Source organism: Amycolatopsis sp. NPDC045836 (genome assembly GCF_056431745.1).
Genome location: NZ_JBWKKF010000005.1, coordinates 290,220 through 316,352, shown reverse-complemented (window position 1 = coordinate 316,352; position 26,133 = coordinate 290,220). Strand labels below are relative to the sequence as shown.

The 26,133-nt window shown below is 70.0% G+C and carries 25 protein-coding genes; 11 read left to right on the top strand and 14 right to left on the bottom strand.

Annotation, left to right across the window (positions count from 1 at the left end; all coding sequences use genetic code 11):
- Window positions 1–24: 24 nt before the first annotated feature.
- Together AC07EG_RS11230 and AC07EG_RS11225 are read right to left on the bottom strand one after the other, a co-directional pair.
- A complete protein-coding gene (locus tag AC07EG_RS11230) occupies window positions 25–1,218 on the bottom strand; it encodes an HNH endonuclease signature motif containing protein (protein WP_478252912.1) in 1,194 nt (397 codons plus the stop codon).
- 58 nt (window positions 1,219–1,276) lie between these two features.
- On the bottom strand, window positions 1,277–1,885 hold the full coding sequence (locus tag AC07EG_RS11225) for a TetR/AcrR family transcriptional regulator (RefSeq protein WP_478252911.1): 609 nt from the start codon (window positions 1,883–1,885) through the stop codon (window positions 1,277–1,279).
- Between the two features lie 98 nt (window positions 1,886–1,983).
- On the opposite strand from AC07EG_RS11225, the gene AC07EG_RS11220 reads away from it, so the two are divergent.
- The 3 genes from AC07EG_RS11220 to AC07EG_RS11210 all read left to right on the top strand — a co-directional run bounded on the left by AC07EG_RS11220 (window position 1,984) and on the right by AC07EG_RS11210 (window position 3,725).
- Window positions 1,984–2,427 (top strand): nuclear transport factor 2 family protein, encoded by a 444-nt coding sequence (locus tag AC07EG_RS11220; RefSeq protein WP_478252910.1) that lies wholly within the window; start codon window positions 1,984–1,986, stop codon window positions 2,425–2,427.
- Window positions 2,424–3,245 (top strand): NAD(P)H-binding protein, encoded by an 822-nt coding sequence (locus AC07EG_RS11215; protein ID WP_478252909.1) that lies wholly within the window; start codon window positions 2,424–2,426, stop codon window positions 3,243–3,245. Before AC07EG_RS11220 ends, AC07EG_RS11215 begins: the two co-directional genes overlap by 4 nt.
- 63 nt (window positions 3,246–3,308) lie before the next feature.
- Entirely contained in the window at window positions 3,309–3,725 is a 417-nt protein-coding gene (locus AC07EG_RS11210) for a DUF6010 family protein (protein WP_478252908.1), read from the top strand.
- Window positions 3,726–3,775: 50 nt separating this feature from the next.
- Here the strand turns inward: AC07EG_RS11210 and AC07EG_RS11205 are convergent, their stop codons facing one another.
- Window positions 3,776–4,930 carry a Cmx/CmrA family chloramphenicol efflux MFS transporter gene (locus AC07EG_RS11205; protein ID WP_478252907.1) on the bottom strand — a complete coding sequence of 385 codons (1,155 nt, stop codon included), beginning with the start codon at window positions 4,928–4,930 and terminating at the stop codon, window positions 3,776–3,778.
- 163 nt (window positions 4,931–5,093) lie between these two features.
- Window positions 5,094–5,531: a rhodanese-like domain-containing protein gene (locus AC07EG_RS11200; protein WP_478252906.1), complete on the bottom strand. Its 438-nt coding sequence runs from the start codon at window positions 5,529–5,531 to the stop codon at window positions 5,094–5,096.
- A 93-nt stretch (window positions 5,532–5,624) separates the two neighbouring features.
- Here AC07EG_RS11200 and AC07EG_RS11195 point away from each other — a divergent pair, with 93 nt between their 5' ends.
- The 4 genes from AC07EG_RS11195 to AC07EG_RS11180 are packed head-to-tail and all read left to right on the top strand — an operon-like array spanning window position 5,625 to window position 8,783.
- Window positions 5,625–6,092, top strand: a complete 468-nt coding sequence (locus AC07EG_RS11195) for an Lrp/AsnC family transcriptional regulator (protein ID WP_478252905.1) — start codon at window positions 5,625–5,627, stop codon at window positions 6,090–6,092.
- Between the two features lie 50 nt (window positions 6,093–6,142).
- Window positions 6,143–6,913: a molybdate ABC transporter substrate-binding protein gene (gene modA / locus AC07EG_RS11190; protein ID WP_478253089.1), complete on the top strand. Its 771-nt coding sequence runs from the start codon at window positions 6,143–6,145 to the stop codon at window positions 6,911–6,913.
- Complete coding sequence (modB, locus tag AC07EG_RS11185) at window positions 6,910–7,713, top strand: molybdate ABC transporter permease subunit (RefSeq protein ID WP_478252904.1); 804 nt, start codon at window positions 6,910–6,912, stop codon at window positions 7,711–7,713. The genes modA and modB overlap by 4 nt, the downstream gene beginning before the upstream one ends.
- Window positions 7,710–8,783: an ABC transporter ATP-binding protein gene (locus tag AC07EG_RS11180; protein ID WP_478252903.1), complete on the top strand. Its 1,074-nt coding sequence runs from the start codon at window positions 7,710–7,712 to the stop codon at window positions 8,781–8,783. Before modB ends, AC07EG_RS11180 begins: the two co-directional genes overlap by 4 nt.
- A gap of 31 nt (window positions 8,784–8,814) precedes the next feature.
- On the opposite strand, the gene ligD is transcribed toward AC07EG_RS11180, so the two are convergent.
- Entirely contained in the window at window positions 8,815–10,416 is a 1,602-nt protein-coding gene (gene ligD / locus AC07EG_RS11175; RefSeq protein WP_478252902.1) for a non-homologous end-joining DNA ligase, read from the bottom strand.
- A 92-nt stretch (window positions 10,417–10,508) separates the two neighbouring features.
- Between ligD and AC07EG_RS11170 the strand changes: the two genes are divergently transcribed.
- The 3 genes from AC07EG_RS11170 (at window position 10,509) to AC07EG_RS11160 (ending at window position 12,861) form a co-directional block, all read left to right on the top strand.
- On the top strand, window positions 10,509–11,573 hold the full coding sequence (locus tag AC07EG_RS11170; protein ID WP_478252901.1) for a TetR/AcrR family transcriptional regulator: 1,065 nt from the start codon (window positions 10,509–10,511) through the stop codon (window positions 11,571–11,573).
- Between the two features lie 25 nt (window positions 11,574–11,598).
- Window positions 11,599–12,453 (top strand): LLM class F420-dependent oxidoreductase, encoded by an 855-nt coding sequence (locus AC07EG_RS11165; RefSeq protein WP_478252900.1) that lies wholly within the window; start codon window positions 11,599–11,601, stop codon window positions 12,451–12,453.
- A 72-nt stretch (window positions 12,454–12,525) separates the two neighbouring features.
- Complete coding sequence (locus tag AC07EG_RS11160; RefSeq protein ID WP_478252899.1) at window positions 12,526–12,861, top strand: DUF3140 domain-containing protein; 336 nt, start codon at window positions 12,526–12,528, stop codon at window positions 12,859–12,861.
- On the opposite strand, the gene AC07EG_RS11155 is transcribed toward AC07EG_RS11160, so the two are convergent.
- Both AC07EG_RS11155 and AC07EG_RS11150 read right to left on the bottom strand, forming a co-directional pair.
- Window positions 12,858–14,786 (bottom strand): NPCBM/NEW2 domain-containing protein, encoded by a 1,929-nt coding sequence (locus AC07EG_RS11155; protein WP_478252898.1) that lies wholly within the window; start codon window positions 14,784–14,786, stop codon window positions 12,858–12,860. The genes AC07EG_RS11160 and AC07EG_RS11155 overlap by 4 nt on opposite strands.
- Window positions 14,780–15,835 (bottom strand): alanine racemase, encoded by a 1,056-nt coding sequence (locus tag AC07EG_RS11150; protein ID WP_478252897.1) that lies wholly within the window; start codon window positions 15,833–15,835, stop codon window positions 14,780–14,782. The genes AC07EG_RS11155 and AC07EG_RS11150 overlap by 7 nt, the downstream gene beginning before the upstream one ends.
- A gap of 120 nt (window positions 15,836–15,955) precedes the next feature.
- Between AC07EG_RS11150 and AC07EG_RS11145 the strand changes: the two genes are divergently transcribed.
- Window positions 15,956–17,779 carry a primary-amine oxidase gene (locus tag AC07EG_RS11145; RefSeq protein ID WP_478252896.1) on the top strand — a complete coding sequence of 608 codons (1,824 nt, stop codon included), beginning with the start codon at window positions 15,956–15,958 and terminating at the stop codon, window positions 17,777–17,779.
- On the opposite strand, the gene AC07EG_RS11140 is transcribed toward AC07EG_RS11145, so the two are convergent.
- The 7 genes from AC07EG_RS11140 to AC07EG_RS11110 are packed head-to-tail and all read right to left on the bottom strand — an operon-like array spanning window position 17,776 to window position 26,078.
- Window positions 17,776–18,588, bottom strand: coding sequence for a serine hydrolase (locus AC07EG_RS11140; RefSeq protein ID WP_478252895.1), 813 nt, complete (start codon window positions 18,586–18,588; stop codon window positions 17,776–17,778). The two genes, AC07EG_RS11145 and AC07EG_RS11140, sit on opposite strands and share 4 nt — an antisense overlap.
- Window positions 18,589–18,631: 43 nt before the next feature.
- Window positions 18,632–19,789 (bottom strand): VWA domain-containing protein, encoded by a 1,158-nt coding sequence (locus AC07EG_RS11135; RefSeq protein ID WP_478252894.1) that lies wholly within the window; start codon window positions 19,787–19,789, stop codon window positions 18,632–18,634.
- Window positions 19,786–21,972 carry a DUF5682 family protein gene (locus tag AC07EG_RS11130; protein ID WP_478252893.1) on the bottom strand — a complete coding sequence of 729 codons (2,187 nt, stop codon included), beginning with the start codon at window positions 21,970–21,972 and terminating at the stop codon, window positions 19,786–19,788. Before AC07EG_RS11130 ends, AC07EG_RS11135 begins: the two co-directional genes overlap by 4 nt.
- On the bottom strand, window positions 21,969–23,054 hold the full coding sequence (locus AC07EG_RS11125) for an ATP-binding protein (RefSeq protein ID WP_478252892.1): 1,086 nt from the start codon (window positions 23,052–23,054) through the stop codon (window positions 21,969–21,971). The genes AC07EG_RS11130 and AC07EG_RS11125 overlap by 4 nt, the downstream gene beginning before the upstream one ends.
- The gene (locus AC07EG_RS11120; protein WP_478252891.1) at window positions 23,051–24,427 is read right to left on the bottom strand and encodes a DUF5691 domain-containing protein; all 1,377 of its coding nucleotides are present in this window, start codon (window positions 24,425–24,427) and stop codon (window positions 23,051–23,053) included. Before AC07EG_RS11120 ends, AC07EG_RS11125 begins: the two co-directional genes overlap by 4 nt.
- On the bottom strand, window positions 24,424–24,744 hold the full coding sequence (locus AC07EG_RS11115; protein ID WP_478252890.1) for a hypothetical protein: 321 nt from the start codon (window positions 24,742–24,744) through the stop codon (window positions 24,424–24,426). Before AC07EG_RS11115 ends, AC07EG_RS11120 begins: the two co-directional genes overlap by 4 nt.
- On the bottom strand, window positions 24,744–26,078 hold the full coding sequence (locus AC07EG_RS11110) for an SWIM zinc finger family protein (protein WP_478253088.1): 1,335 nt from the start codon (window positions 26,076–26,078) through the stop codon (window positions 24,744–24,746). The genes AC07EG_RS11115 and AC07EG_RS11110 overlap by 1 nt, the downstream gene beginning before the upstream one ends.
- Window positions 26,079–26,133 lie beyond the last annotated feature (55 nt).

The following is a 26,133-nucleotide window of genomic DNA, read 5'->3' as shown; positions in this document are numbered from 1 at the left end:
CGTCGAGTCCAGGGGTCTTCCTGCTCAGGCTGCATCAGCTTGCTTGACTGGTGGGAAGAGTGGAGTTGGCGTGGTGCTCTTGGTGCGGCCGGTCGGCGTCGTGATGGTCAGCTCACCCGTCTTACGGTCGAGGACGAACTTCCATCCGGGCGCGTCCTTGAGGCGATGGTGCGAGCGGCACAGCACGCAGAGGTTCTGGCAACTGGTGTCGCCGCCCTTCGCCCGTGCACGGTGGTGATCAAGATCGGCGCACTGGGCTGGTTGGTGGCATCCCGGCATCCGGCACACCCGATCGCGCACCCGCACGTAGTCGGACAGGTGAGCAGGTGGGCGGTACCGCGACCGTCCCACATCCAGCGGTGCGCCACTGGACGGATCCGTGATCACCTTGCGCCAGACGCTGTTCGGCTGCTTCATGATGTCGCGGGCGATCGAAGCCGGAATAGGGCCGTGTCCGACGAGTTCGGCGGCGCGGTTGGTGACACCGAGCGCCGCGTCCGCCGGCACATGGATGAACACTTCCGCACGCGGTTTTCCGACGCGTTCGCCCAGCAACATCTCGGCGAACACATCTGCCCGCAGTTGGTCCATCGTGCGTTTCTCCTTATGAGAACGCAAGGTCCGGGCGATACGGTTGACACGCCCGTAGATCGAAGACGCGACCTCGGCAGGCAACTCAGCGGCCAACTGCGCCATTGCGTCGTCCCGGTGCCGGATTTCGACCTTCCGCTCCGCTCGCCGAGCACGCGCCCTGGCCTCAGCACCTTGAGGATCGATCTTGTGCACGAGATCACGGGTGATCCGCCGGATTTGGCCAGCGTTCTTCTCGGCCGTCCTGCCGACAACAGCGACGTCCACCTTCTCGGCCAGGTCGTCCGACAATGGCGCTACCACGTCGGAGATCTTGGCGGCTGACAACCGGCTCAACGTACCCGCCTCCATCGCCGCTAAGACGTTCGGCAGGCGGCTCATCACGTCACGAGCCAATTTGACCAGGTTCTCCGCTGCCCGTCTGGACAGGCACAGCGCGAAAGCCACCTCGTCGACGACCGATCGCGTGTCACCACGTAGTTGGGTCAGCCGATGCACCACGCGCAGTTCGGTCGCTTCCAACTGGGCGCTCAACCGCCTCGCGGCGAACAGGGCATCGACTACGGAGCTGTCGTCGAAACCTGCGACAACAGCTGATGTCAGGGAAAGGAGTTCTGATTGCCTCACGCCAGCCAGAATACGCTAGCATCGAACACATGTTCCCAACACGATTGGGTGTTTTACTTCAAGACCCCGCAGGACTCACATAACCCAAGCCTCGCAGCAAAAACTCGACAAGTTCATCTTCATATCCAGGCTGCAGCGCAACTTTCCGCACGCTCAGCCGCCAATACAGTGGCCCCGCAAGGAAATCCAGCGCCAGTTCCAGGTGCAAGTCTTCGGGTAGCTCACCCCGCGTGATCGCCCTCCGGAGCATCGTCGCTCCGTGTTCGCGCCGCGGCTCGCCTATGGTCGCCTGAATGGCGGCTGCGAGAGCTTCGTTACGTCCGGCTTCAGCGGTCAGGTCGGGCAGGATCGCCGAGAAACGCGGATGCGTGAGCCAGTCGCGCAACGCCTGCACCAGGGCGAGCAGGTCGCCACGCAGCGAACCGGTATCGCCCACGTCCGCCAGCGGCACACTGAATTCGGACAACACCGCGATCACCATGTCCTGCTTCGACGGCCAACGCCGGTACAGTGCGCTCTTCCCGACACCGGCCCGCTTGGCGACCGCTTCCATCGAGAGGCGGCCATACCCGTGAGCGGCGAGTTCGCCGAAAACGGCTTCGGTGATGGCTGCCGTGATCCGCGGTTGGAGCACGGCAGCGCCGGTAGGCGTGCGACGGGAAGTCATGCCGCTCAGCATACGACTGGACGGGACGGCTCCGTCCCGCGTACCTTAGACGTCGGGACGGTCCCGTATCGTCCATTCGCCGACCCATCGGAGGAGTAGTGCCCAAAACTGCATTCGATCTGGTAGAAGAGGCGCTCGACCGGCTTCTTGCCAAGGACATGACCGGCTTCGCCGAGCTGTGGGCAATCGACGGAGTCCTGGAGTTCCCGTTCGCCTCGGCCGGCTATCCGGAGCGTATCGAGGGCCGGAACGCCGTGCGCGAGTACCTGCGCGACTACAACGACCACGTCACACCCGAGCGAATAGCGGCTCGAGAGGTACACAAAACCGCCGACACCGATCGGGTCGTGGTGGAGTTCGAAGTCGCAGGCACGGTCGTCGCCAGCGGACAGCCGTATCGCATGCGCTACATCGCGGTCGTCATCACGAAGAACGGTGAAATCGTCCACTACCGTGATTACTGGAGCCCGCTGGCCGCCGCTGAGGCCATGGGCGGGGCCGAGGCGCTCCTGTCGTTCGGGAACTCGGCGGCGAAGGCGTGAAAACCCTGGTCATCGGCGGTACCGGTACGACGGGTAGCCGGGTGGCCGCCCTGCTCGGCGAGCAGGCACGAGTCGCCACGCGGAAGCCCGCAGCGGCGGGGCAGGTCCGCTTCGACTGGGCGGATCCGGCGACCCACGGTCCGGCACTGGCCGGCGTCGATCGGATCTACCTGGTCGCACCCGTCGCGGTGGCCGATCCGGCACCCGTCGTCGAGCCCTTCTTGACCGAGGCTCGGCAGCGGGGTGTTCAGCGGGTTGTGTTGCTGAGTTCTTCCGCGGTCACCGAAGACGATCCTCGGCTGGGCCGGTTACAGCGGCTGGTGCGTGAGCAGGTACCCGAGTGGACCGTGCTGCGGCCGTCCTGGTTCATGCAGAACTTCAGCGGCGAACATCCGGTGGCGCAAGGCATTCGGTCGACGGGCGAGATCGTCACTGCCACCGGCTCGGGTCGTGTCGCTTTTGTCGACGCCGACGACATCGCCGCCGTCGCCGCCCGCGCCCTGCTCGATCCGGTTCCGCACAACACCGGCCACGTGATCACCGGCCCGCAGGCGCTCAGCTACACCGACGCGGCCGCCGTCCTCACCGACGTCATCGGCCTGCCCGTGCGCCACCGTTCGCTCAGCACCGACGAGTTCAGCAACATGCTGGTCGCGACAGGGCAGCCAGCCGAGTACGCAGCTCTCCTCGCCGGTCTCGATGAAGACATCCGGCACGGATCGGAAGACCGTGTCACGACAACGGTTGCCGACGTAACTGGTCGTCCGCCCCGCTCCTTCGCCGAATACGTCGAAGCGCATCTGGACTGTTGGCGATAACCCGGAGGAAGTTGGCGATTCAGCCGGTGTTGGCTGGTCGTCCGCCGGATTAACGTCCGGTAGGTGCTGTACATCGCCCCGATCCTGGTGGGGATCGTCTACGTCTGCCTCAACTCCTTCATCCGTGAACCGAACCGGCGCCGTTTCAACGCGGTGATGGTCGCCGGGGCCGGCGCTGCCTACCTCAGCAGCGGCGGTTTCGGCCCGTGGGAACTCGCGTTCACCGCCGTGGTCACCTACGTCGCCTATCGCGGGCTCGACTCGTGGGCCTTCATCGGCGTCGGCTGGTTGCTCCACACCGCATGGGACGCCCTGCACCACTGGAAGGGCGCTCCGATCCTGCCGTTCGCCGAGCACTCGTCGCTGGGCTGCGCCATCTGCGATCCGGTGATCGCCGTCTGGTGCCTGCTTGGTGGGCCGTCGGTGCGCGAATTCATCTCCTCTCCGCTCGGTGCCGTGCGACAGGCGCGAACCAAGTAATCCGCAGGCGGCGTTGCCCTTTCCGAGGCAACGCCGCCTGCATCGTCACGTCAGCGGAGAACTCGCTTCCTGACACCCTGCGACACCACAGCAACCACCAGCGCCATCGCCACCAGTGCCGCACTGACCCACAGTGGCGCGCGGAACCCGGCTCCGGTGCCGATGACGACGCCACCGAGCCAGGGGCCCAGCGCGGCGCCGACGTTGAACGCCGCGGTGGCTAGGCCACCGGCCAGCGTCGGCGCCTTGTCCGCCACGTAGAACACCCGCGAGATCAAGGTGGAGCCGGTGGCGAACGCCAGCGTGCCCTGGACCAGTACGAGCACGATGGTGGCGAAGGTGTTGCCCGCCGTCATCGCGAACAACGACCAGCCCGCGATCAAGGCCACCATGCCGATCCCCAGCAGCGGTATCGGGTGCGCATCCCCCACCCGGCCACCGATCGTCACGCCGAGAAAGGAACCCACGCCGAAGAGCGCCAGCAGAGCCGGTACCCAGCCTTCGCCGAGTCCGGTCTCCGTGCTGAACACCGGGGCGAGGTAGGTGAAGGCGCAGAACGTGGCCCCGTTCACCAACGCGGCGACCAGCAGGATGACCAGCAGCCGAGCGTCACGCAACGACCGCAGCTCACCGCGGACGCCCACATCGGCGTTCTCCGGCCGGCCGGACGGGATTGCTCGCAGAATCGCGATCAACGGCGGCAGCGAAATCAACGCGACCGCCCAGAAGGCCGCACGCCAGCCCCATTGCTGACCGAGCCACGCTCCCGCGGGGACCCCGGCAACACAGGCGACGGTGACCCCGCCGACCACGATGGACGTGGCGCGAGCTTTGGCATTGGGCGCGACCATGGCGTTGGCGGTGGCCAGGGCGGTAGCCCAGAAGCCGGCATTGGCGATCGCACCGGCGACGCGTGTAGCCAGCAGGATTTCATAGCTGGTGGTCAGTGCACCGAGCACGTGCACCACCACGAAGGTGGCCAGGAAGATCGTCAGCGTGCGACGGCGTGGCCAGCGCAGGCTCAGCACCGCCATCAGCGGCGCGCCGACGATCATGCCCACCGCGAAACCCGAGGTGAGCAGGCCCGCGGCGGGTACGGACACCTGCAGGTCGGCGGCGATGTCCGGTAGGAGCCCGGACAGCATGAATTCGGATGTGCCCTGGGCGAAAACGGCGAGCCCGAGCAGGTAAACGGCAAAAGGCATGGATGTACCCCATGGAAGACGTCGGGAAAACGGCAGCGTTCAGCGATGTCCGAACAGGACAAATCGCGAGTGACTACCGTCTGGACGCCTCGGGGCTGGACATGCTCGCAGGCTAGTCAGTCCCGGTGAGCGGTGTCCACGCCTTTTCCGTGGCTCGAACCACTCAGCAGCCGCAGGTGATCCCGGCCAGCGGCGAGGTGAGGGGGTCGGCGGGACGTCGCACGATGCCGTCGTCGGTCTCGACGCCGAACCCTTCTCGGATCCAGTACTCGATACCGCCGATCATCTCCTTGACCTGGTAGCCGAGCTTCGCCACGGCCAGCGCGGCCCGTGTCGCCCCGTCACAACCGGGACCCCAGCAGTAGGTGACCACGGGCTGATCAGGTTCCAGCAGTTCCCTGCCTCGCCGGGCGATGTCGGCGGTGGGCAGGTGCAGCGCACCCGGAATGCGGCCTTGCGCCCAGGCCAGGTCACCACGGGAGTCCAGCAACGTGAAGCCGGGCGCACCGGTCTCCATCGCGGTGTGCACTTCGGCGACGTCGGTCCGGAACTCCAACTGGGCGGTGAAGTAAGCAACGGCGCCCGTGAACGTGCTTGTCATGGGTAGAACGGTAGGGCGCAGGACGAAATCGGTGAACTACCGTTCCACGGGGTTCGGACAGTTACGCCGTGGTTCTCGTAGTATCTGTGGCCGATGACCGTTGAATCACTGGACGACACCGACTGGCGCATCCTGGAGGCGCTCCAGCTCGATGGTCGCGCAAGTTATGCGGAGCTCGCCAGGACCGTCTCGATGTCGCCGAGTGCGGTGACCGAACGGGTGCGGCGCCTGGAGGAGGCCGGGGTGATCACCGGCTACTCCGCGGTGATCGATCCGGAGCGGCTCGGCCTGTCCATCACCGCGCTGGTACGGCTGCGCTACCCGACCGGCAACTACCAGCCGTTCCGGAGTCTGCTCGCGAGCACGCCGGAGATTCTTGAAGCCCACCACGTGACCGGCGAGGACTGCTTCGTGCTGAAGGTCCTCGCCCGCTCGATGCGGCACCTCGAAGCAGTCACCGGGCGGATCGCCGGACTGGGCTCGGTGACCACGAGCGTCGTTTATTCGAGCCCACTGCCTCGTCGCGATCTCGGGCGCGGGCTCACGACTGATCCGCAATAGATACCGCAGTGCGGGTTTTCTTCCGCGATCGCGCAGCTACACTGCCGTTTATGCCGAACTTGCGGATCCCCACCACGCTGGTGGTGGCAGCCCTGGCCCTTGCCGCCTGCGGCAGCGAGGTGTCTTCCGGCAACCCCGATGGCATCGGCGGGACGGTGACCGTGTTCGCCGCGGCGTCGCTCACCGAGTCGTTCACCGAACTCGGCCAGGAGTTCGAGGCCGCGAACCGGGGCACGAAGGTCACCTTCAACTTCGCCGGCAGTTCCGCGCTCGCGCAGCAAATCAACCAGGGTGCGCCCGCCGACGTGTTCGCCTCCGCTGCTCCGGCCAATATGCAGCAGGTCAGCGACACCGGCGCGACCAGCGGTGAGCCGGTCACCTTCGTCCGCAACCGGCTCGAAATCGCGGTGCCCACGGGCAACCCCGCTGGGATCAAGGGACTCGGCGATTTTGCCGACGCCGGTCGCAAGATCGCGCTCTGCGACGAGAAGGTGCCTTGTGGCGCGGCGGCCAAGAAGGTCTTCCAGGCAGCCGGGCTCACGGCCGCGCCGGACACCCTCGAGCAGGACGTCAAGGCCGCGCTCACCAAGGTCCGGCTCGGCGAGGTCGATGCCGCGCTCGTTTACCGGACCGACGTCAAGGCTGCAGGCGGAGACGTCGAAGGCATCGCGTTCCCGGAGGCCGCCCAGGCGATCAACGACTACCCGATCGCCACCCTGGCGAAGGCACCCAACGCCGCCACTGCCGGAGCTTTCGTGCAGTTCGTGCTTTCGGAACGCGGGCGAGCCGTGCTCGGCGAGGCGGGTTTCGACGCTCCATGATCACACGCCGCAGGGCCCGCGGCCGTCTTCCGCTCATCCTCCTCGTTCCGGCGCTGCTCAGCCTGGCGTTCCTGGTGGTGCCGCTCGCCGGGTTGATCATCCGGGCGCCGTGGAGCACGTTACCCAATCAGCTGTTCAGCCCGGCGGTCGGTGAGGCGCTGCGGTTGTCGCTGGCGTGCGCGAGTCTCGCGACGGTCATCTGCCTGGTGCTCGGTGTGCCGCTGGCGTGGGTGCTGGCTCGCGGCGACCTACCCGGCCGAGGTGTGCTGCGTGCGCTGGTGACGGTGCCGCTCGTGCTGCCGCCAGTCGTCGGCGGGGTCGCCCTGCTGCTCGTGCTCGGGAGGCGTGGGCCGATCGGCCAGTACCTCGACTCGTGGTTCGGCATCTCCCTGCCGTTCACGACGACCGGAGTGGTGATCGCCGAAGCGTTCGTCGCGATGCCGTTCCTGGTGATCTCTGTCGAAGGAGCGCTTCGCGCCGCGGATCCCCGGTACGAGGAGGCCGCGGCGACGCTGGGGGCGTCGCGCTGGCTGACGTTCCGCCGGGTGACCCTGCCGTCGATCGCGCCCGGGATCGTGGCGGGCACGGTGTTGTGCTGGGCGCGTGCGCTGGGCGAATTCGGTGCCACCATCACCTTCGCCGGCAACTTCCCCGGTGAGACGACCACGATGCCGCTCGCGGTGTACCTGGCGCTGGAGTCCGATCCTGATGCCGCGATCGTGCTGAGCATGGTGCTGCTGATCGTGTCCGTCGTGGTACTGGCCAGCCTGCGCGACCGCTGGATCCGGGGTGTGTCGTGACGCTGCACGCCGATTTCCGGGTCGATCGGGACAATGGGTTCCGCCTCGCGCTGCGGTTGACCGTCGCACCTGGCGAGGTGGTCGCCTTGCTCGGGCCGAACGGCGCCGGTAAGACCACCGCGCTGCGTGCGTTCGCCGGTTTGCTGCCGATCAGCGAAGGCTCGTTGCGGTTGGACGAACAGACCTGGGACGCCCCGCCGCGGGAGTTCCTGCTCGCCGAGCGACGGCCGATCGGCGTCGTTTTCCAGGACTACCTGCTGTTCAACCACCTGTCCGCGCTGGAGAATGTCGCGTTCGGACTGCGCGCTCGCGGCGCCGACCGCACGTCGGCGCGGCGCCTCGCCGCGGGCTGGCTGGACAAGGTCGGTTTGAACGCCCACCACAACACCAAGCCGCGCTCGTTGTCGGGTGGGCAGGCGCAGCGGGTGGCGCTCGCCCGGGCGCTGGTCACCGACCCTGAACTGCTGTTGCTGGACGAACCGCTCGCCGCGCTCGACGCGGGAACCCGGTTGCACATTCGCGCCGAACTCGGCCGTCACCTCGCCGACTACCCGGGGCGCACGCTGCTCGTCACGCACGACCCGCTCGACGCGATGGTGCTCGCCGACCGGCTGGTGATCGTCGAAAACGGCGACGTGGTGCAGGAAGGTGCTCCTGCCGAGGTCGCGGGGCGTCCACGCACCGACTACATCGCCCAGTTGGTGGGGCTCAACCTGCACCGCGGCAAGGCCGCCGGGACCACCGTCGCACTGGACGACGGTGGCGAGCTGATCGTGGCCGAGCCCGCCACCGGCGCGGTGCACGTGGCCTTCCCGCCCTCCGCCATCAGCCTGCACCCCGACCAGCCGACCGGCAGTCCTCGGAACACGTGGCCGGTCACCGTGCTCGGGCTGGAGCAGCACGCGCACACGATCCGCGTCCATCTGGACGGCAACCCCGCGGTGCACGCCGACATCACTCCCGCGGTGGTCGCCGAACTGCGGATCGTGCCCGGTGCCCGGCTGTGGGCGGCGTTGAAAGCGACGGAAATCCAGACTTACTACGCTGAGGGCGCCGCCGGGCTTGCGTGAGCGGCACAGCAGTCACGAGGGCGCAGCCAGACTACAGCTTGGGCAGGCGCTGCTGGACACCGAGCAGCGCGGCGAACGGGTCGCCGACGTCCTTCAAGCGGTCGAACAGGTTGCGCACGGTCCAGCGGTCCGGGGCCAGCTCGGGGTCGTCCAGCTCGTCCCACTCGATCGGCACCGAGACCGGGGCACCCGGCCGGGGCCGCACGCTGTACGGCGAGACCAGTGTCTTGTTGATCACGTTCTGCGTGTAGTCGAGTCGCGCGAGCCCCTTGCGCTTGTCCTTGGTCCACTTCCAGCTGACCAGGTCGGGTACGGTTCGGCCGATCGTCTTCGACACGGTTTCGGTCCAGGCCCGCGTCTCGGCGAAGGTGTAGCGGGGCTCGATCGGCACCCAGACCTGGATGCCGCGCTGACCGGTGACCTTCGCGCGGCCTTCGAGGCCGAGGTGGTCCAGCGCGGTCCGGTGCAGGCGGGCGAGCACCAGCAGGTCGTCGAACGAAGTTTCCGGGCCGGGATCGATGTCGAACAACGCCCAGGTCGGTTTTTCGACGTCGGGCACGCGCGAGGTCCAGGCGTGCAGTTCGATCGCACCGTAGTTCGCCAGCCAGGCCATCGTGGGCAGGCTGTCCGGTACCAGGTAGCACTGCACGTCGCCGGCCTCGGCTTGCTCGTGGTGCCAGCGCTTGAGCCACTTCGGGGCGTGACCGGGGACTTCCTTGTGCCAGAAGCCGGGCTTGTCGATGCCGTCGGGGAAGCGGTGCGTGTTCAGCGGGCGGCCGGCGAGGTAGGGCAGCATTACGGGGGCGATCAGGGTGTAGTACCGGATCAGATCGCGTTTGGTCAGCGGGTCCTCGCCCTTGCGGCCGGGTACCAGCACCTTGTCCAGGTTGGTCAGGTTGACGGTGCGCCCGGCGAGTTCCCAGGTGCCCTTCGCGCCCAGTTCCTCCAGCGCGGCCATCTCGTCTTCGGTCGGCGGCTCCCACTGCTGGGTGCCCATCCGCACTTCGGCTTCGGCAGCGGGCAGGTCGCTGCGCCAAAGGGCGTCGGGATTGGCGGCCACCTCGTCGTTCGTGCGGCCGGTCTTCACCGACTTCGGGTAGTCCTCGGCGTCCCAGCCGGGCTCCGCGTACTCGTCCTGCTTGTGCAGCAGGAACCACTGGTCCTTCTGTGACTCCGCCCGACGCGGCCGGACGAGCACGAACAGCCCGTGCAGTTTTTCGCCGTAGAGGTTGAAGTGGAGGTTGCCGTTCTCGATGGCTTTCAGCGGATCGTCGGTGTCCACCGGCTCCCAGGTGCCACGGTCCCAGACGATCACGTCACCGCCGCCGTACTCCCCCGCCGGGATCACGCCCTCGAAGTCGGCGTACTCGATCGGATGGTCTTCGACGTGCACGGCCATCCGGCGCGGCTTGGGATCGAGCGTCGGGCCCTTCGGCACCGCCCAGCTGACCAGCACACCGTCGAGCTCCAGGCGGAAGTCGTAGTGCCGACGGCGCGCGCGATGCCGCTGCACGACGAATCGGTTGCCCGCCGGTTGGGCCTTGCCGTCGCCGGCGGGCTCGGCGGTACGCGTGAAGTCACGCATGGACTGGTATTTGGCCAGCCGGTCGTTCTTCTTCGCGCGTTTGTTCACATCTATCGATATACCCACCCGGCGTCCGCGGGAAAAGCCCGCGCGGTGTCGGATGTTAGCGTCATCTGCACGGTGGCTGCTGGAGGGAAGCGATGGTCCGGCTCAGCAGGGCGGAGCTGCAGGAACGGAATCGGGCGAAGGTGCTTGAAGCCGCTCGCGAGGAGTTCACCGAACGCGGCTTCCGGGACGCGAAGGTCGATGCGATCGCCGAACGCGCGGAGCTGACCCGGGGCGCGGTCTATTCGAACTTCCCCGGCAAGCGCGCTCTGTACTTCGAGGTGCTGGCGGAGTTGGCCGAGCGGACGACCGCTCCGCCCCATGCCGAACCCGGGCGTGATCTGCGGGGGGCGCTGGGAGCGTTCGCCCGTACGTGGGTGACCATGCTCGTCGATGAAACGCACGTCGGCCGGGACCTGGTGGCCGAGGTCAGCTCGGACGATCGGTTGCGCAAGGCGTTCGCGCAGTTGATGAAGCTCGACGCGTTGTTGCTCGGCTTGGCGATGGAGCGGTTGCAGCCGCCGGAGCGTCCGCCGGGCGCACCGCCGCGCCGCCTGGTGCGCACCGCCGAGTCGATCTGGACGACGTTGCAGGGTGCGAGTCGGCTGGCCGCGTCGGCGCCGGGGTTCGTCGAACCGTTCGACGTGGTGAGCGCGTGCGAGCGGCTGGCGGGGCTCGAACTCAACGACTGGTGGGCGGGGCCGTCGACGATCCCGGCGAGTCGGAAGGTCGATGAGCCGTGGACGGCGCCGCCGGTTGTCGATCTTGTGCATCGTGAGAACGTTTCGCTGGATAGCGACGGGCTCGTGGTGGTTCTCGGACTGCATCGGCTGGCCGCTGTGGAGCAGGCCGTTCGATTGGGCGGCGAGGTCACCGCTGTGCTGGTGAGCAGCTCGCCTGAGGAGCTGTTGCCGCTTGCCCGGGTCGTCGTTGCCGAGCTCGCCAACTGCTTGCGCTCCGCATTCCCGGCTTCAGCCTGGCCAGGACTGCACATCGTATGCGATACACAGGGGGCGCTGGCTGCGGCGATGGGGGTAGGTGGAGTCAGCGATGAGACCGAGTGTGCGGTTCGCATCAGGGGCGGGCGGATTGTCGCGCGAGCCGACGGCTCCGGCGCCGGTCACGCCGTTGCCGCGACACCGAGCCAGATTGCGAATTGAAACACGTTCTAATAACGTGCGACGGGTGAGACACGGGATCGTGCTGTTCACCAGCGACCGGGGCATCACGCCCGCCGCCGCAGCCCAAGCCGCCGAAGCAGCCGGTTTCGACACGTTCTACGTGCCGGAGCACACGCACATCCCGGTCAAGCGCGAAGCGCCGCATCCGCGCACCGGCGGTGCCGCGTTGCCGGACGACCGCTATCTGCGCACGCTCGACCCGTGGGTGGCGCTGGCGACCGCCGCTTCGGTGACCACGCGCATCCGGCTGGCGACCGCGGTGGCGCTGCCGGTGGAGAGCGATCCGATCACGCTGGCGAAGACCATCGCCAGCCTGGATCACCTGTCCGGCGGGCGGGTCACCATCGGGGCCGGGTTCGGCTGGAACGTCGACGAACTCGCCGACCACGGGGTGCCAGGGGCGAAACGGCGGGCGGTGCTGCGTGAGTACCTCGAAGCGATGCGTGCACTGTGGACCGACGACGAGGCCAGCTACGCCGGGGAATACGTCTCGTTCGGGGCGAGTTGGGCCTGGCCGAAGCCGGTTCAGCCGCGCATTCCGGTGCTGATCGGCGCCGGGGGCACCGAGAAGACGTTCCGGTGGATCGCGAAGTCGGCCGACGGCTGGCTCACCACGCCGTCCGATGCGAGCACCGCGGACATCGACGACCAGGTCGTGCTGCTGCACCGGATCTGGCGGGAGTCCGGGCGAGCCGGTGTGCCGGAGGTCGCCGCGTTGAGCGGCAAGCCCCATCCGGACCGGATCGCGCACCTCGCGTCGATCGGGGTGACCGAATTGATCTTCGGCCTGCCCGATCGCGAACCCGCCGAGGTCACCGCGTGGATCGGCAGGCTCGCCGGGAAGCTGGGTCTCGGCTGACGGGGCGCGTTCGAATAGACCCCGGGCGGGTGGGTACTCGATCATCGCCGAAAGCGACGAACGGAGGCGAGTATGCCGTCCCTCGACGATGAATTGTGGAACGAGTTCCACCGGGTGGTGAACATGACCTCCCGCGAGCTGGACGAATGGCTGCGCACCGACGACTCCGGGCCCGAAGGCGAGGCGTTGCCGGATCAGGCGGGCCGTGACCTGGGCAGGAAGGTGCTCGCCGTGTTGCGCAAGCGGCGGGTGGACGTCGACAACGAGGACGAACGCGTCATGCGCAAGGTGGTCGACCGGGTGCACGCCGAGCGGCGCGACGACCTGGAGCCGACCCAGGGTCAGGCCGCCTGGCGGCACAAGCTGATGTCGATCGGGCACGACCCGCTCAAGCCCGCCCGTACTTAGTCTCGGCAGCTGAACCGCAGGTCGCCCCAGTCGGCGTGGTCGGCGAAGTTGCCGTCGCCGCCGCTGTGGTTGACCAGCTTCAGTTCCCGCACGCCACGGGTGTCGAGCGTCGCTTGCTTCGCCGGTTCACCGGCCTTGAGCAGACCGGTTTCGAAGACCGGCCGGCCGTCGGCATAAACGACGAACTCGGCGGTGCCCTTGACGTTGTGCGCGCCCGGCCAATCCATGGTCAGCACCTCGCGGTCGATGCCGGCGGCGAGTGCGACGCTGTCGCACGATTCGCCGAGGTAGTAGCTGACCTGCGCGGAGGCGTAGGTGCCGAGGCCGGTTTCGAAGGTCTGGTCGCCGATGGTCAGCGGGCCGCCGGGGCAGTCACCGCAGAAGTCGTCGGGACCGAACGACCGGTTGATCTTCATCGGCAGGTACCAGCCGTTGTCGGTCTCGAGGCGGGGGTGGTTCGACAAGGCGCCGACGCCCTTCGGCGGTGCGGGCGGCACGATCACGGTGTGTTCGATTTGCTGACGACCGGCACGCAACCGCAGGCCGGCTGGGCCGGTTGGCGCGTCGGCCGGGGCGGTGACTTCGAACCGGGTGCCCGACAAGCGGTGCACCTGCCAGCCTTCCGGTGCGTCGAGCGTGGCGCCGGGTGACACCCGGACCGTGGTGGGGCGGCCGGGTTCGAGGTAGTCGGCGTCGGCGGAGGGGGTCGACCAAGCGGGCCCGTGCGCGTTCGGCTTCACCCGGAACATCGCGGCGCCGTGGGGTGGTACGTCGGCTGAGATGCCGCCGGTCGTGGCGCCTTCCCGGCCGGTCCAGAGGTCGCGCAGCTGGTAACCCCAGGCCGGGCGTAGGCCGACCTCGCGGGCGGTGGTCCGGATTTCCGCCGAGTGCGGGCCTCGGTTGAACAGCACGACGGCGACGTCGCCGCCCGCGAGCGGGCGTGCCCAGACCTCTTCGCCGCCGTTGGTCCGCAACCGCTCCCCCGGCACGCCGAGCGGGTCCTGGTCGACGGCGATGACCTCGCGATTGGCGAGGGTGCTCAGCGTCTCGGGATCCATCTGCCGCAGGTCGTTGCCCATCAGCAGCGGCGCGGCGAGCACGGCCCACAGGCTGAAGTGCGCGCGGTACTCGGTCGCGCTCATCTTCCCGTTGCCGATCTGCAGCATGTCCGGGTCGTTCCAGCCCTTGCCCGCGCCGGCGGCGCCGGACAGGCCGGCTTCCTCTTCGGCGTTGCGGAGCATGCTGTGCCACTCGTCGTCGATGTCGGCCGAGGTGCGCCACAGGTCAGCCGGGCGGTCCGGCCACAACCACGGGGAGCCGTGACGCGAGATGCCGAGCGCCATGGACCGCCCCGTCGCGTCCAGCGCGGCACGGAACTCGCTGGTCAGCGCGTGGGGGTCACCGGTCGCGCCGCACCAGTCGAGCTTCACGTAGTCGACGCCCCATGCGGCGAAGGTGGCCGCGTCCCCGGTGTAGTGGCCACCGCTGGCCGGGCGGCCTTCGCACGATTTTTCGCCGACAGCGGTGTAGATGCCGAACTTGAGGCCGCGGGCATGGACGTAGTCGGCGAGGGCGGCCATGCCGCTGGGGAAGGTGACCGGGTCCGAGGTCAGCCGGCCGCCGGCGTCACGGGCGGTGGCCTGCCAGCAGTCGTCCACGTTGACGTACTGGTAACCGGCGTCGCGCAAGCCGGTCGACACCATGGCGTCGGCGATTTCACGGACGATGCGCTCGTCGATCTGACAACGGAACTTGTTCCAGTGGTTCCAGCCCATCGGCGGGGTGGCGAGCCGCAACGACGCCGGGGCGGCCGGTCCCGGTTCCTGGGCCTGGGCCGCCGGGGTGACGAGGCCGGTCGCGGTGAGCAGTGCGGCGGTCAGCAGCGAGGTGATCCGATACCTGAGCACCGCGACATGGTTCACCATCCACGCACGCGACGCCACCGTTCGCCGTGGTCCAAGTGGTACTCGTCGTGCTGGGCGGCGGTCGCGCAGGCGTGGTTCGGCAGGATGCGGACCCGGGTGCCGATCGGCAGGTCCGGCAGGGTTTCGGTGCTGCCCGGCCGGAGGGCGAGGATGCCGTGTTCCTGGCTGGCGTCGGTCATCAGGAGATCCGGGTAGAGGCCGCCGTCGATTTCCGCGACGAGGCCGTAGCGCTGGTCGACGCGCTGGCGGGCGGTGCCGCGGTCGCGTGAGGTCGCCATCCAGCCGCCGTCGGTGAGGATCCAGCCCTTGTCGCGGCGGTGGCCGATCACCGTGGTGACCACGCTCAACGCGAGGTCGTCGATTTCGCAGACGCCGATGCCGGCCATCACCAGGTCGAAGAAGACGAAGTTGCCCGCGCGGACTTCGGTGACGCCGGTGAGGTCCTCGGCGAAGTGCGCGGTCGGGGTGGAGCCGACGCTGACCACCGGAACCTCGTGCCCGGCGCGCCGGAGTTCGTCGGCGACGGTCACCGCGGCCAGTCGCTCCTGTTCCGCGGCGGCGGCGAGGGCAGCCGGGCTGTCGGCGAAGTAGGACTCGCCGGCGTGGGTCAGCACACCGCGCAGTTCGGCACCGAGGGCCTGCGCGATCTCCAGGGCGACGGGGTCGCCGGGCAGGATGCCGCCGCGGTGGCCGTCGCAGTCGACCTCGATCAGGGCGGGGATGCCGGGCACGACCTGGTCCACGCTGTCGAGCAGGACGACGAGGTCCACGCCGCGGTTGCGCAACGCCCGCACGCGGTCGAGCTTGTCGGGTGAGAAGCCGACCGCGTAGACGATGTCGGTGAAGCCGGCGTCGGCGAACGCTTCTGCTTCGGCGAGGGTGGAGACGGTGATCGGGCCCGGACCGCCGTCGAACAGCAGGCGCGCGACCTCGATCGACTTCGCGGTTTTCACGTGTGGCCGCAGCGTGGTGCTGCCGAGCCGGGTGCGCAGGCGGTGGATGTTCGCTTCGAGCTTGGCCCGGTCGAGCGCGAGGTACGGAGTGCCCATGGGTCTCACTATAGACAAAGTGTCCAGGGCGTGGACGTTGAGTCCAGGCGCTGGCGGCATTCGGGTCAAATCCGCGCGGCCGATGATGACAAGCGAGCGGAGGTCATCGACGGTAGAAGAATGACGTCGCATCCGCTCTCCGCGCTCACTGCTGACGAAATCAACGTCGTCCGGCGCGTGCTCACCGATGGCGGGCACGTCGGCACGGGCACGCGCTTCGCCTACGTCGGCTTGGAGGAACCCGACAAACGCGACCGCGCACCGGACCGGCGTGCTCGGGTGCTGCTGCTCGACCTCGGAACCGGCGCCGCGAGCGACGCGCGCGTTTCGTTGACGAGCGAGACCGCCGAGGTGACGCCGGTGGACGCCGCGCTCGGTCAACTGCCGATCCTCGACGAGGAATTCGGCATCATCGGGCCGATCCTCAACGAGTCGCCGGAATGGCTGGACGCACTGGAGAAGCGTGGCGTCGACCCGGGCTCGGTGATTTTCGCGCCGTTGTCGGCGGGCAACTACGGTTATCCGGACGAGGAGGGCAAGCGCCTGCTGCGTGTGCTCGTTTTTCGGCAGGACCACCCGAAGGACCACTGCTGGGCGCATCCGGTCGACGGGCTCTGCGCCTATGTCGACCTGATCGAGCGCAAACTGCACAAGCTGATCGACCACCGCGTTTTCGACGTGCCCGCCGAATCCGGCAACTACCAGGAACCCGAACTCGCCGGGCCGCCGCTCGAAGGGCTCAAGCCGATCGAGATCCGGCAGCCGGAGGGGCCGTCGTTCCGGTTCGACGGCGACGAACTGCACTGGGCGAACTGGTCGTTGCGCGTCGGGTTCGACACCCGTGAAGGGCTAATCCTGCGGCAGCTCGCGTTCGCCGGGCGGCCGATCGCGCACCGGGCGTCGATCGCGGAAATGGTCGTGCCGTACGCCGATCCGTCGCCGGTGCGCTTCTGGCAGAACTACTTCGACACCGGCGAGTACCTGTTCGGCCGTTACGCGAACTCGCTGAAGCTGGGGTGCGACTGCCTCGGCGAGATCACCTATCTCGACGTCACCGTGGCCGACGAACTGGGCGGTCCCCGGACCATCGAGAACGCGATCTGCGTGCACGAGGAGGATTTCGGCACGCTGTGGAAGCACACCGACCTGTTCACCGAGATCGCCGACACCCGCAGGCAGCGCCGCCTGGTGATCAGCTTCTTCACCACCGTCGGAAATTACGACTACGGCTTCTACTGGTACCTCTACCTCGACGGCACCATCGAATGCGAGGTCAAGCTCACCGGGATCCTGTTCACCTCGGCCTATCCCGAAGAAGGTTCGGAATTCGCCACCCAGGTCGCGCCGGGACTCGGCGCGCCCTACCACCAGCACCTGTTCTGCGCGCGCCTCGACCTGACGATCGACGGTGACGCGAACGCCGTCGACGAAATCGACGTGGTGGCGCGGCCGATGGACGAGGCCAATCCGCACGGCAACGCGTTCAGCACCCGCACGACGCGGCTGACCAGCGAGACGGCCCGCGAGGCCGCGCCGAACCGGGTCTGGCGCATCGTCAACCCCGGCAAGCTGAACCGGATGGGTGAGCCCGTCGGGTACACGCTCAAGGTGCAGCAGTCACCGGCGCTGCTCGCGCACCCCGATTCGATGATCGCCTCGCGGGCGGCGTTCGCCACCAAGCACCTGTGGGTCACCAGGTACGACCCCGGCGAGCGGTACGCGGCAGGCGATTTCGTGAACCAGAGCCCGGGCGGTGCAGGGTTGCCCGCGTACACCGCCGCCGGTCGCGACATCGACGGCCAGGACATCGTGCTGTGGCACACCTTCGGCCCGACGCACGTGCCGCGGCTGGAGGACTGGCCGATCATGCCGGTCGACCACGCGAAGTTCACCCTGAAGCCGACCGGTTTCTTCGACCGGAACCCGGCGCTGAACGTGCCCTAGCCGAAGTAGCCGTCGAACAGGATCTGGTTGATGCGGGTGGTGGTTTCGACGCCGGTTTCGAAGCCGCCCTCGACGACCTGGGTGTTGTTCATGACGGCCACCGTGTAGCGCTCGCCGGGGCCGACGAAGCCGACGGTGTTCACCAGCCACGAGCCGTCGTCGTTGTCGTCGGACCAGCCGTTCTTGTTGCCAGGTTCCGCGGCCGGGCCGGCGCCCCACACACCCCACTGCTGGTTGGCGTCCACCGCGCGCAGTTCACCGACGAGGTATTCGCGGTGCCGCTCGGGCAGCTCCTCCAGCACGAAGTTCATCAGGCGGTCGAGGTCGTTGGCGGTGGTCAGGATCCAGCCCCAGTGGTGCGGGTGCTCGTCGGTGAACCGCATGTCGGTCATGCCGTAGAACGGGAAGCGCGTGGCGAAGTCTTCGCCGCCGTAGCGGTTCCACAGGGTGTGGGCGGCGTCGTTGTCGCTGGTGTTCAGCATCGCGTGCATCAGCGCGCGGTCCTCGTCGGTCAGTTCGACGGCCCCCGAGTCGTCCCGCAGCAGCAGGTCGACCGCCATCGCCAGCTTCGGCGTGGAGCAGGCCCAGATCAGCGTGTCCGAGTGGGCGTTGCGCCAGGCGGCGCCGGTCTTCCGGTCGTGCACCACCAGCCCGGCGAAGCCCGGGCGGCCGCGGGCGTACAGCTCGGCGCGGGCGATGCGCTGGCTCAGGCCGCGGTCGAAGCCGGTGGCCTCCGCCGCGACCGGCACCGGCCGCGCCTGGGCGACCGGGCTGGTCACCAGTGCGCCCAGCAGCAACGTGGACAGCAAACTGGAAACAACACGGCGGTGGGCGGCTTTCACAACCGCGACCTTAGCGTTCCGCTCCCGTCATGCGAGCCGCCCACTGGCCGAGGTCGTCCCGCCGGATGGCGGCGGCCATCAGCTCCGGGAACAGGTCGGGCGTGCAGGCGAACGCGGGCACCCCGAGCTCGGCCAGCGCGGCGGCGTTCTCCCGGTCGTAGGCGGGGGCGCCGGAATCCGACAGCGCGAGCAACGTCACCATCTGCACACCCGCGGCGGTCAGTTCGGCCGCCCGGCGCAGCAGGTCCTCCCGGACACCGCCTTCGTACAGGTCGCTGATCAGCACCAGCAGCGTGTTCGCCGGACTGGTGATCAGGCCCTGGCAGTAGGTCAGCGCGCGGTTGATGTCGGTGCCGCCGCCGAGCTGGGTGCCGAACAGCACGTCCACCGGATCGGCGAGGTGCTCGGTCAGGTCGGCGACCGCGGTGTCGAAGGCGACGAACCGCGTGCTCAGCGAATGCATCGAAGCCAGCACCGCGCCGAACACGCCCGAGTACACCACCGACTCGGCCATCGAACCGGACTGGTCGACGCACAGGATCACCTCGCGCCGCACCTGGCGCGCCCGGCGGCCGTACCCGATCAGCCGCTCCGGGATGACCGTGCCCAGTTCGGGCGAGTAGTGCCGGAGATTGGTGCGGATGGTGCGCGACCAGTCGACGTCGGACAGGCGCGGCCGGTGCGTGCGGGCGGCGCGGTCGAGCGCGCCGCGCACGGCGGCCCTGGTCGGCTCGGCCAGCCGGTCCTCCAGTTCGGCGACCACCTCGCGGACCACCCCGCGTGCGGTCTCCTTGGTTTCCTGCGGCAGCACGCTGTTCAGCGAGAGCAACGTGCCGACGAGGTGGATGTCCGGCTCGACGGCGGCGAGCAGCTCCGGTTCGAGCAGCATCCGGGTCAGCCCGAGGCGGTCCACGGCGTCGCGTTGCATCACCTGGACCACGGTGCCGGGGAAGTACCGGCGGATGTCGCCGAGCCAGCGCGCCACCCGCGGGGACGAACCGCCGAGGCCGCCGGTGCGGCGGCCACCACGGGCCTCGTCCGGCGGCGGGTCGTACAACGCGGCCAGCGCGCCGTCCACCCCACTGTCCTCATCGGACAATCCGGCGCCGGTGCCGTCGTCCTCACCGCCGAGCACCAGCCGCCACTTCCGCAGGCGTTCCTCGGTCACGCACCCACCCCCAGCAGCGTCGCGAGCACCGGCAGCACGGCCTCGGCCCGGCGCTCGTCGAGTTCCTCGGCCACGGCCGCCTTCCGCAGGCCACCGCCGCGAGCCAGGCCGGCCGCGCGTTCGCCGATGGCCCGCTTCTCCGGCCCGGCGAACGCCCCGAACGTACGGCGCAGCAATGGCAGCACCTCGGTGAACTGCTCGGCGGGAATGGCGTCGAGCCAGCCGTCGATCACCCGGAGCAGCCGGTCGTCGTGCACCAGCAGCAGGGCGCCGCCGGCGAAGAAGCCCTCCACGTACGCCGCGCCCTTGACCGGCTCGACGCCCGCGGTGAGCACGCGCGCGAGCCGGACCTCCACCCCCGCGGCGTCCAGGCGGTCCGCGTCGAGCAGCAGGCGCGCCAGTTTCCCGGCGAGCAACGCGGGCAGGCCGGGGGCGTCGACCAGCCCGGCGAGCGCGTCGAGCCAGCGTTCCTTCGCGGAGTCGTCGAGCAGGGTGGTCGCCTCGTGCACACCGTCGACGAGTTCGCCGAGGCGCGCGGCCGCGTCGTCGTCGAGGCCGTGGGCGGCGGGCGGCAATCCGGCGCACACGCGCGCCAGCATGCGGTCGGCCACCACGCGCAACGCGCCGACGTCGGTGCCGCGGACATCGCCGTAGCGGGTGACCCTGGCGAGCGCGGGCAGCGCGGCCATCAGGTGCGCCACGTCGGCGTCGGCGGCGGCGCGTTCGTCCAGCGCGGCCAGTACCTCGGGCAGCGCGCCGGTGAGGTCGGCGAGCAGGCAGTCCTCCACCGCGGTGGTGATCTCCGGCAGCGGCGGCCGCCCGGCGACCACCTTCCGGACCACGTCGGTGGCCGCGGCGGGCACGGTGGTGCCGTGGACCGCGGCGGCGATCAGGTCCACCTCGAACGAGGGTTCCCAGGCCAGTTCCCAGGTCTCGCGGAAGGTGCCCTTGCTGCGGATCGCGGAGACCTCACGGACGCCCCAGTGGATGCCGAGGATGCGCAGCCGGTGCAGCAGGCGCGACTTGCCCAGCCCGGACTCGGTGCGCAGGTCCAGGTCCAGTTCGCGGACCACCGGATCGCGGCGCAGCCGCAACCGCCTGGCGGTGGCGGTCAGGTCGGCGGCCAGCGGCGCCTGCGGCACCTGCTCGGACACCGCGCCGAGCCGCTCCCCCACCATCAGCTTTTCGACGACCAGCTTCCCGCGCAGTTCGTCACCGTCGCAGAGCACCGCCTGGATCGCCTCGGACACCTCCGCCAGCCCGGCCGAGGACCGGTCGCGCAGGGTGGCGAGCGTGTCGGCGAGGCGGACCGCCTCGATCACGTGCGCGGTGGACACCGGCAGGTCCTGCTCGCGCAGCACCGCGGCGGCGTCGGTCATCCACCGGGCGGTGACGTCGTCGTCGACGGTGAACAGGTGGTGGTACCAGCCGGGTGAAACGATGCCCGCGCCGTAACCGCTCGACCCGGCCAGGCGGCCGTGCGTCCACGGCACCCAGGTGCAGGCCACCTTGCGCTTCGGCAGGCCCTTGAGCACGGCCTGGTCGCGGTTGGCCGGTGGCAGCGGGCTCGCCAGCGCCGGCACGTGCCAGGCACCGCAGACGACGGCGATCCGCTGGTAGCCCTGCTTGATCGTGCGGCGCAGGACCGTGCGCATGTGGGCCTCGCGCCGCTGCTCGTGGGCGCTCGGCTCACCCGGCTCGCCTTCGCGCAGGGCGGTCATCGCGTCGGCGATCACCTCGAACGGCGAGACGCCGGTGCGCCAGTGCTCGATCTTGTCGTCCCACCAGCGTTCCGGGTCGTCGTACCCGGCCACCGCGGCCAGGCGGGCCAGCGGGTCGCCCGAGCGGCCCACGCCCCGTTCGCCCTCCGGCTCGGCGAACTGGAAGGCGGCGGGCAGGTCGCAGAAGTGGACCGGCACCTCGTGGTCGACCGCGTACCGCAGCGCCTGCCACTCCGGGCTGAACAGGGCGAACGGCCAGAACGCCGCCCGCGAGACGTCGTCGGTCGCGTAGGCGAGCAGCGCCACCGGCGGCCGCAGGTCACGGACCAGCGGCACCAGCGCGTCGGCCTCCGGCGGGCCTTCGATCAGCACCACGTCCGGCTTCAACTCGGCCAGTTCGGTGCGCACGGCTCTGGCCGACCCCGGACCGTGGTGCCGGATGCCGAGCAGGTGCACGCTCACCCGGCCATCTCCTGCCCGGCGCGGTAGAAGTCGTCCCAGCCTTCGCGCTCGCGGACCACGGTTTCCAGGTACTCCACCCAGATCGCGCGGTCGGCGACCGGGTCCTTCACCACCGCGCCCAGGATGCCCGCGGCCACGTCGTGCGCGCGGAGCACACCGTCGCCGAAGTGCGCGGCCAGCGCCAGGCCACCGGTGAGCACGCTGATCGCCTCGGCGGTGGACAGCGTGCCCGACGGTGACTTCACCGCGGTGCGGCCGTCTTCGGTGCGCCCGGCCCGCAGTTCGCGGAACACCGTGACCACGCGCCGGATCTCGGCCAGGTCGGCGACCTCGGCCGGCAGTTCCAGCGACGCGCCCAGCTGCGCCACGCGCCTGCTGACGATCTCCACCTCGGCGTCGGCGGAATCCGGCAGCGGCAGGACCACGGTGTTGAACCGGCGGCGCAGCGCGCTGGACAGCTCGTTGACGCCCTTGTCGCGGTTGTTCGCGGTGGCGATCAGGTTGAACCCGGGCCGGGCCTGCACCTCGGTGTTCAGCTCCGGCACCGGCAGCGTCTTCTCCGAGAGCAGGGTGATCAGCGAGTCCTGCACGTCGGCCGGGATGCGGGTCAGCTCCTCCAGCCGCGCGATCCGGCCGTCGCGCATGGCCCGCAGCACCGGGCTCTCCACCAGCGCCTGCTCGCTCGGCCCCTCGGCGATCAGCCGCGCGTAGTTCCAGCCGTAGCGGATGGCTTCCTCGGCGGTGCCCGCGGTGCCCTGCACCAGCAGCGTGGAGTCACCGCTGATGGCGGCCGCCAGGTGCTCGGACACCCAGGTCTTCGCCGTGCCGGGCACACCGAGCAGCAGCAGCGCGCGGTCGGTGGCCAGGGTGGCCACCGCGACCTCGATCAGCCGCCGCTGACCGACGTACTTGGGGGTGATCTCGGTGCCGTCCGCCAGCGTGCCGCCGAGCAGGTACTTCACCACCGCCCACGGGGAGAGCCGCCACGACGGCGGGCGCGGCCGGTCGTCGGCGGTGGCCAGCGCCGCCAGTTCGTCGGCGTGGTCCTGCTCGGCGTGCGGCCGCAGCACAGTGGAAGTCATGCCAGCTCCTCGTACATCTCACGACGGAAGTTCAGGGTTTCGGCCAGCGCCCGCCGCCAGGGCGCCGAGCCGGGTTCGGGGGCGGTGGTGGCCAGCGGGTGCCCGAGGCACTCCGGCGGCACCGTGCGGGCGATGGTGACCGCGGCGTGCGCGACGGCGCGGGTGTCCTCCCGGCCGGACAGCCAGTCGAGCAGCACCGTGCCCACCTCGGGTGGCCAGGGTGCGGGCAGGTCGACCACCAGCCGGGCGACCGCCTCCGGCCGGGCCTGGCGGATCAGCGACGCGAGCACCTCGGCGCGTTCGGCCGGCGGGAGCACCTGGATCAGCGTGCCCGCGTCGGCCCGGCCGGGATCGGCGTCGAACAGCGCCTTCGCCCAGTCCGCGTCCCGGTGCCGCACCGCGACCACGGTCCAGCCTTCGCGCAGCACCGAAGCCGGTGCACCGCGGACGGTCATCCGCACCAGTTCCGCGGGCGAGCCGAATTCGGCCCAGAACTCCGGCGGGGTCGCCGCGACCACCTGGCGCAGCCAGCGCGTGTCGCCTTCGGGGACCTCGACGTCCAGCACGTCGCCGTGCACCTTGAGCAGCGGGCGCAGCCGCTCGGCCAGGCGGCGGCCGAGGGCGGACCCGGGCACCCTGGCCAGCAGGGCCGACGCCTGCTGGCGCACCGAAGCCGCCCGATCGCCGAGCGCGGCTTCGAGGAAGGGTTCGTCCTGCGCCCGCAGGTGCTCGCCGAGCAGTTCGAGCACGGTGGCCCTGACCTCGGCGGGTTCGCTGTCCCAGCTGGCGGTGAACGCGGCGCGGGCGCCGTCGGGATCGGCGACCAGCGCGACGGCCAGCCACGAGCGCCGCTGGGCCGGGGAGCCGAAGCGCCAGGCGTCGGTGCCGGGTTCGGGGGCGGCGGCGGTGAGGAAGCGCCACTCCGGGTTGAGCCCGGCCAGCCAGCGCCCGGCGGGACCGGCGACCAGCGCCACCGGCCCGCGCAACGCCGGTTTGGCCCTGGCTGCTTCGGCCAGCGCGGGCAGGCGTTCCGGTGGCACGCGCAGCCCGCGCTCGGCGACCACGCCCAGCCACTCGCCGAGCAACTCGGGACGGCTGGCGGTGAGCAGGCGGGCGAGGCGCTCCCTGGCCGCGTCCGGCAGGTACGGCCGGTCGTCGGCTTCGGCCACCGGCAACGGTTCCGCGGCGCCTTGCGGTACCCAGCCCGCGCGCCGGTAGACGGTGAGCAGGGCACCCGCGGTGAGCAGGGCGTCGGCCGGATCGTTCCGGGCGCCGGTCAGCCGCCGCACGGCGGGCGGCAGGGCGTCGAACTCCGGGGCGCGCCGCCGGGTGCCGAGCAGGGCCACGCCGACCAGGTCGGCCCACGCCGTCACGATCGCACCGCCGCTTCGAGCGGATCCACTGTCACTCCCGGGGAAGGGGGCCGAGTCACGTCGGCGGGGGCCGCCGAGCCGGTTGCCGAGGTGGCGAGGTGCCGCGGTGCCTCGGCCGGACGGCTTTCGTCGAGCAACTCGAAAGCCTGGCCCGCGAGCTCGACCGCAGTGGCGGGTTCGATGGATTGGCGGTGCTCGAAACCCGGCCGGGAGCCCGGAACGTGCCCGCCGAAGAAGGCGAAGAAGGCGAGGAAGGCGAGGACGGCAAGGCCGACCGGACCCACCGGGCCGTGCTGCGCAGCCCCGGACAACGGCATCACAGGCGCACCGCCCGGTCGCCGTCCCAGCTGAGCAGGGGGCGCAGACCGGCCGGGCTCCATTCGCCGGACACGGTGATCATCGCGCCGGCGGAGACCGCGAGCAGGCGCCACGGGTCGAACCCCGGCACCAGCGGCAGCACCTGGCCGTCCACATCGGACAGAACTAGTTCGCCGCCGTGCTGGGCGGGCCGCAGGCCGGAGAGCAGGACCGGCCAGCGGTCCAGCCACGGATCGGCGGACAGGGCCCGCGCGTGCGCGGCGAGCATGGCAGGCACGGTGTCGCCGTCCGGCCGGGTGGCGGGCACGGGTGCACCGTGCTCGGCGACCAGTGCGCGCAACGGCAGCGCGCTCGGGTGGAAGGCCAGTTCCGCCGGGATCCGGTGCCCGGCGGGCAGCACCGAACTGAGCGGCTGCCCCGGCGGGGCGAACGAGAGCACCAGCGCCACCCGGCCGGTCCGCTCGCCGAACAACCACGTCCGGCGGGTGACCAGCTGCTCGCGTTCTTCGTCGAGCACACCGCCGACCAGCCAGGTGTCCGAGACCCGCTCCCCGGACGCGAGCACCCTGGCGGTTTCGGTGTTGAACCCCAGCCGGGTGCGGACCGTCTCGGCCAGCGCGTTCGGCAGCTCGCCCAATCGGGCGCCCGCCTCGGCCAGCAGGTAGAGCAGGGACAACTCGGCGAGCACCCGGCTGGGCCAATCCCGGCCCCGGCCGACCAGCCCGGCCGCGCGCCGCAGGCCACCGGCCAGGCCGGGCGCCTGCGCGTCCACCATGCGCGCGGCCACCCGCCGCAGTTCTTCGGCACCACCGCGATCCAGCCCGGCCAGCCCGGCACGGACCTGGTCGAGCAGCCATTCCCGCAGTTCGGTGGCACCGGCGCCGACCCGGTCGGCCCGGCGCTCGGCGCGCTTGGCGGCGGCTTCCGGATCCCGCGGCCCGGCGCCTTCCCGGCGCTGCTCCGTGCGTTCGGCCCGCTCGGCGCGTTCGGCCAGCCAGGTGGTGACCCAGTCCGGCTCGGCTTCCTCGGGCAACTCCCCGCCCGCCCAGCGCAGCAGCAGGCCCAGCGCGTGCTTGCACGGGAACTTCCGGCTCGGGCACGAACACCGGAACGCCGGACCGGCGAGCTCCACGCACGTCTGGTACGGCTTCTTGCCGCTGCCCTGGCAATACCCCCACACCGCCACCGCGGACGCACCCGCGCCGGACCACCGCACCGGCGCCGCCTGCGCCCGCCCGGCCCGCGCCGAAGCCGCGTCCGGCGCCAGGCCGATCACCCGCTCGGTGCTCCACCGTGCCGGTGTCGCTTCGGACACCACGCCTCCCAACCCCATCACCAGCCCCTCCTCGGCCAACCCGGATGGATCATGCCAGCGGGCACCGACAGTT

Coding starts and splice junctions, on each gene's coding strand:
- AC07EG_RS11225 (WP_478252911.1), bottom strand. CDS start 1,885: ATGACTTCCCGTCGCACGCCTACCGGCGCTGCCGTGCTCCAACCGCGG.
- AC07EG_RS11205 (WP_478252907.1), bottom strand. CDS start 4,930: ATGCCTTTTGCCGTTTACCTGCTCGGGCTCGCCGTTTTCGCCCAGGGC.
- AC07EG_RS11200 (WP_478252906.1), bottom strand. CDS start 5,531: ATGACAAGCACGTTCACGGGCGCCGTTGCTTACTTCACCGCCCAGTTG.
- AC07EG_RS11195 (WP_478252905.1), top strand. CDS start 5,625: ATGACCGTTGAATCACTGGACGACACCGACTGGCGCATCCTGGAGGCG.
- modA (WP_478253089.1), top strand. CDS start 6,143: ATGCCGAACTTGCGGATCCCCACCACGCTGGTGGTGGCAGCCCTGGCC.
- modB (WP_478252904.1), top strand. CDS start 6,910: ATGATCACACGCCGCAGGGCCCGCGGCCGTCTTCCGCTCATCCTCCTC.
- AC07EG_RS11170 (WP_478252901.1), top strand. CDS start 10,509: ATGGTCCGGCTCAGCAGGGCGGAGCTGCAGGAACGGAATCGGGCGAAG.
- AC07EG_RS11160 (WP_478252899.1), top strand. CDS start 12,526: ATGCCGTCCCTCGACGATGAATTGTGGAACGAGTTCCACCGGGTGGTG.
- AC07EG_RS11155 (WP_478252898.1), bottom strand. CDS start 14,786: ATGGTGAACCATGTCGCGGTGCTCAGGTATCGGATCACCTCGCTGCTG.
- AC07EG_RS11150 (WP_478252897.1), bottom strand. CDS start 15,835: ATGGGCACTCCGTACCTCGCGCTCGACCGGGCCAAGCTCGAAGCGAAC.
- AC07EG_RS11145 (WP_478252896.1), top strand. CDS start 15,956: ATGACGTCGCATCCGCTCTCCGCGCTCACTGCTGACGAAATCAACGTC.
- AC07EG_RS11125 (WP_478252892.1), bottom strand. CDS start 23,054: ATGACTTCCACTGTGCTGCGGCCGCACGCCGAGCAGGACCACGCCGAC.
- AC07EG_RS11115 (WP_478252890.1), bottom strand. CDS start 24,744: ATGCCGTTGTCCGGGGCTGCGCAGCACGGCCCGGTGGGTCCGGTCGGC.
- AC07EG_RS11110 (WP_478253088.1), bottom strand. CDS start 26,078: ATGGGGTTGGGAGGCGTGGTGTCCGAAGCGACACCGGCACGGTGGAGC.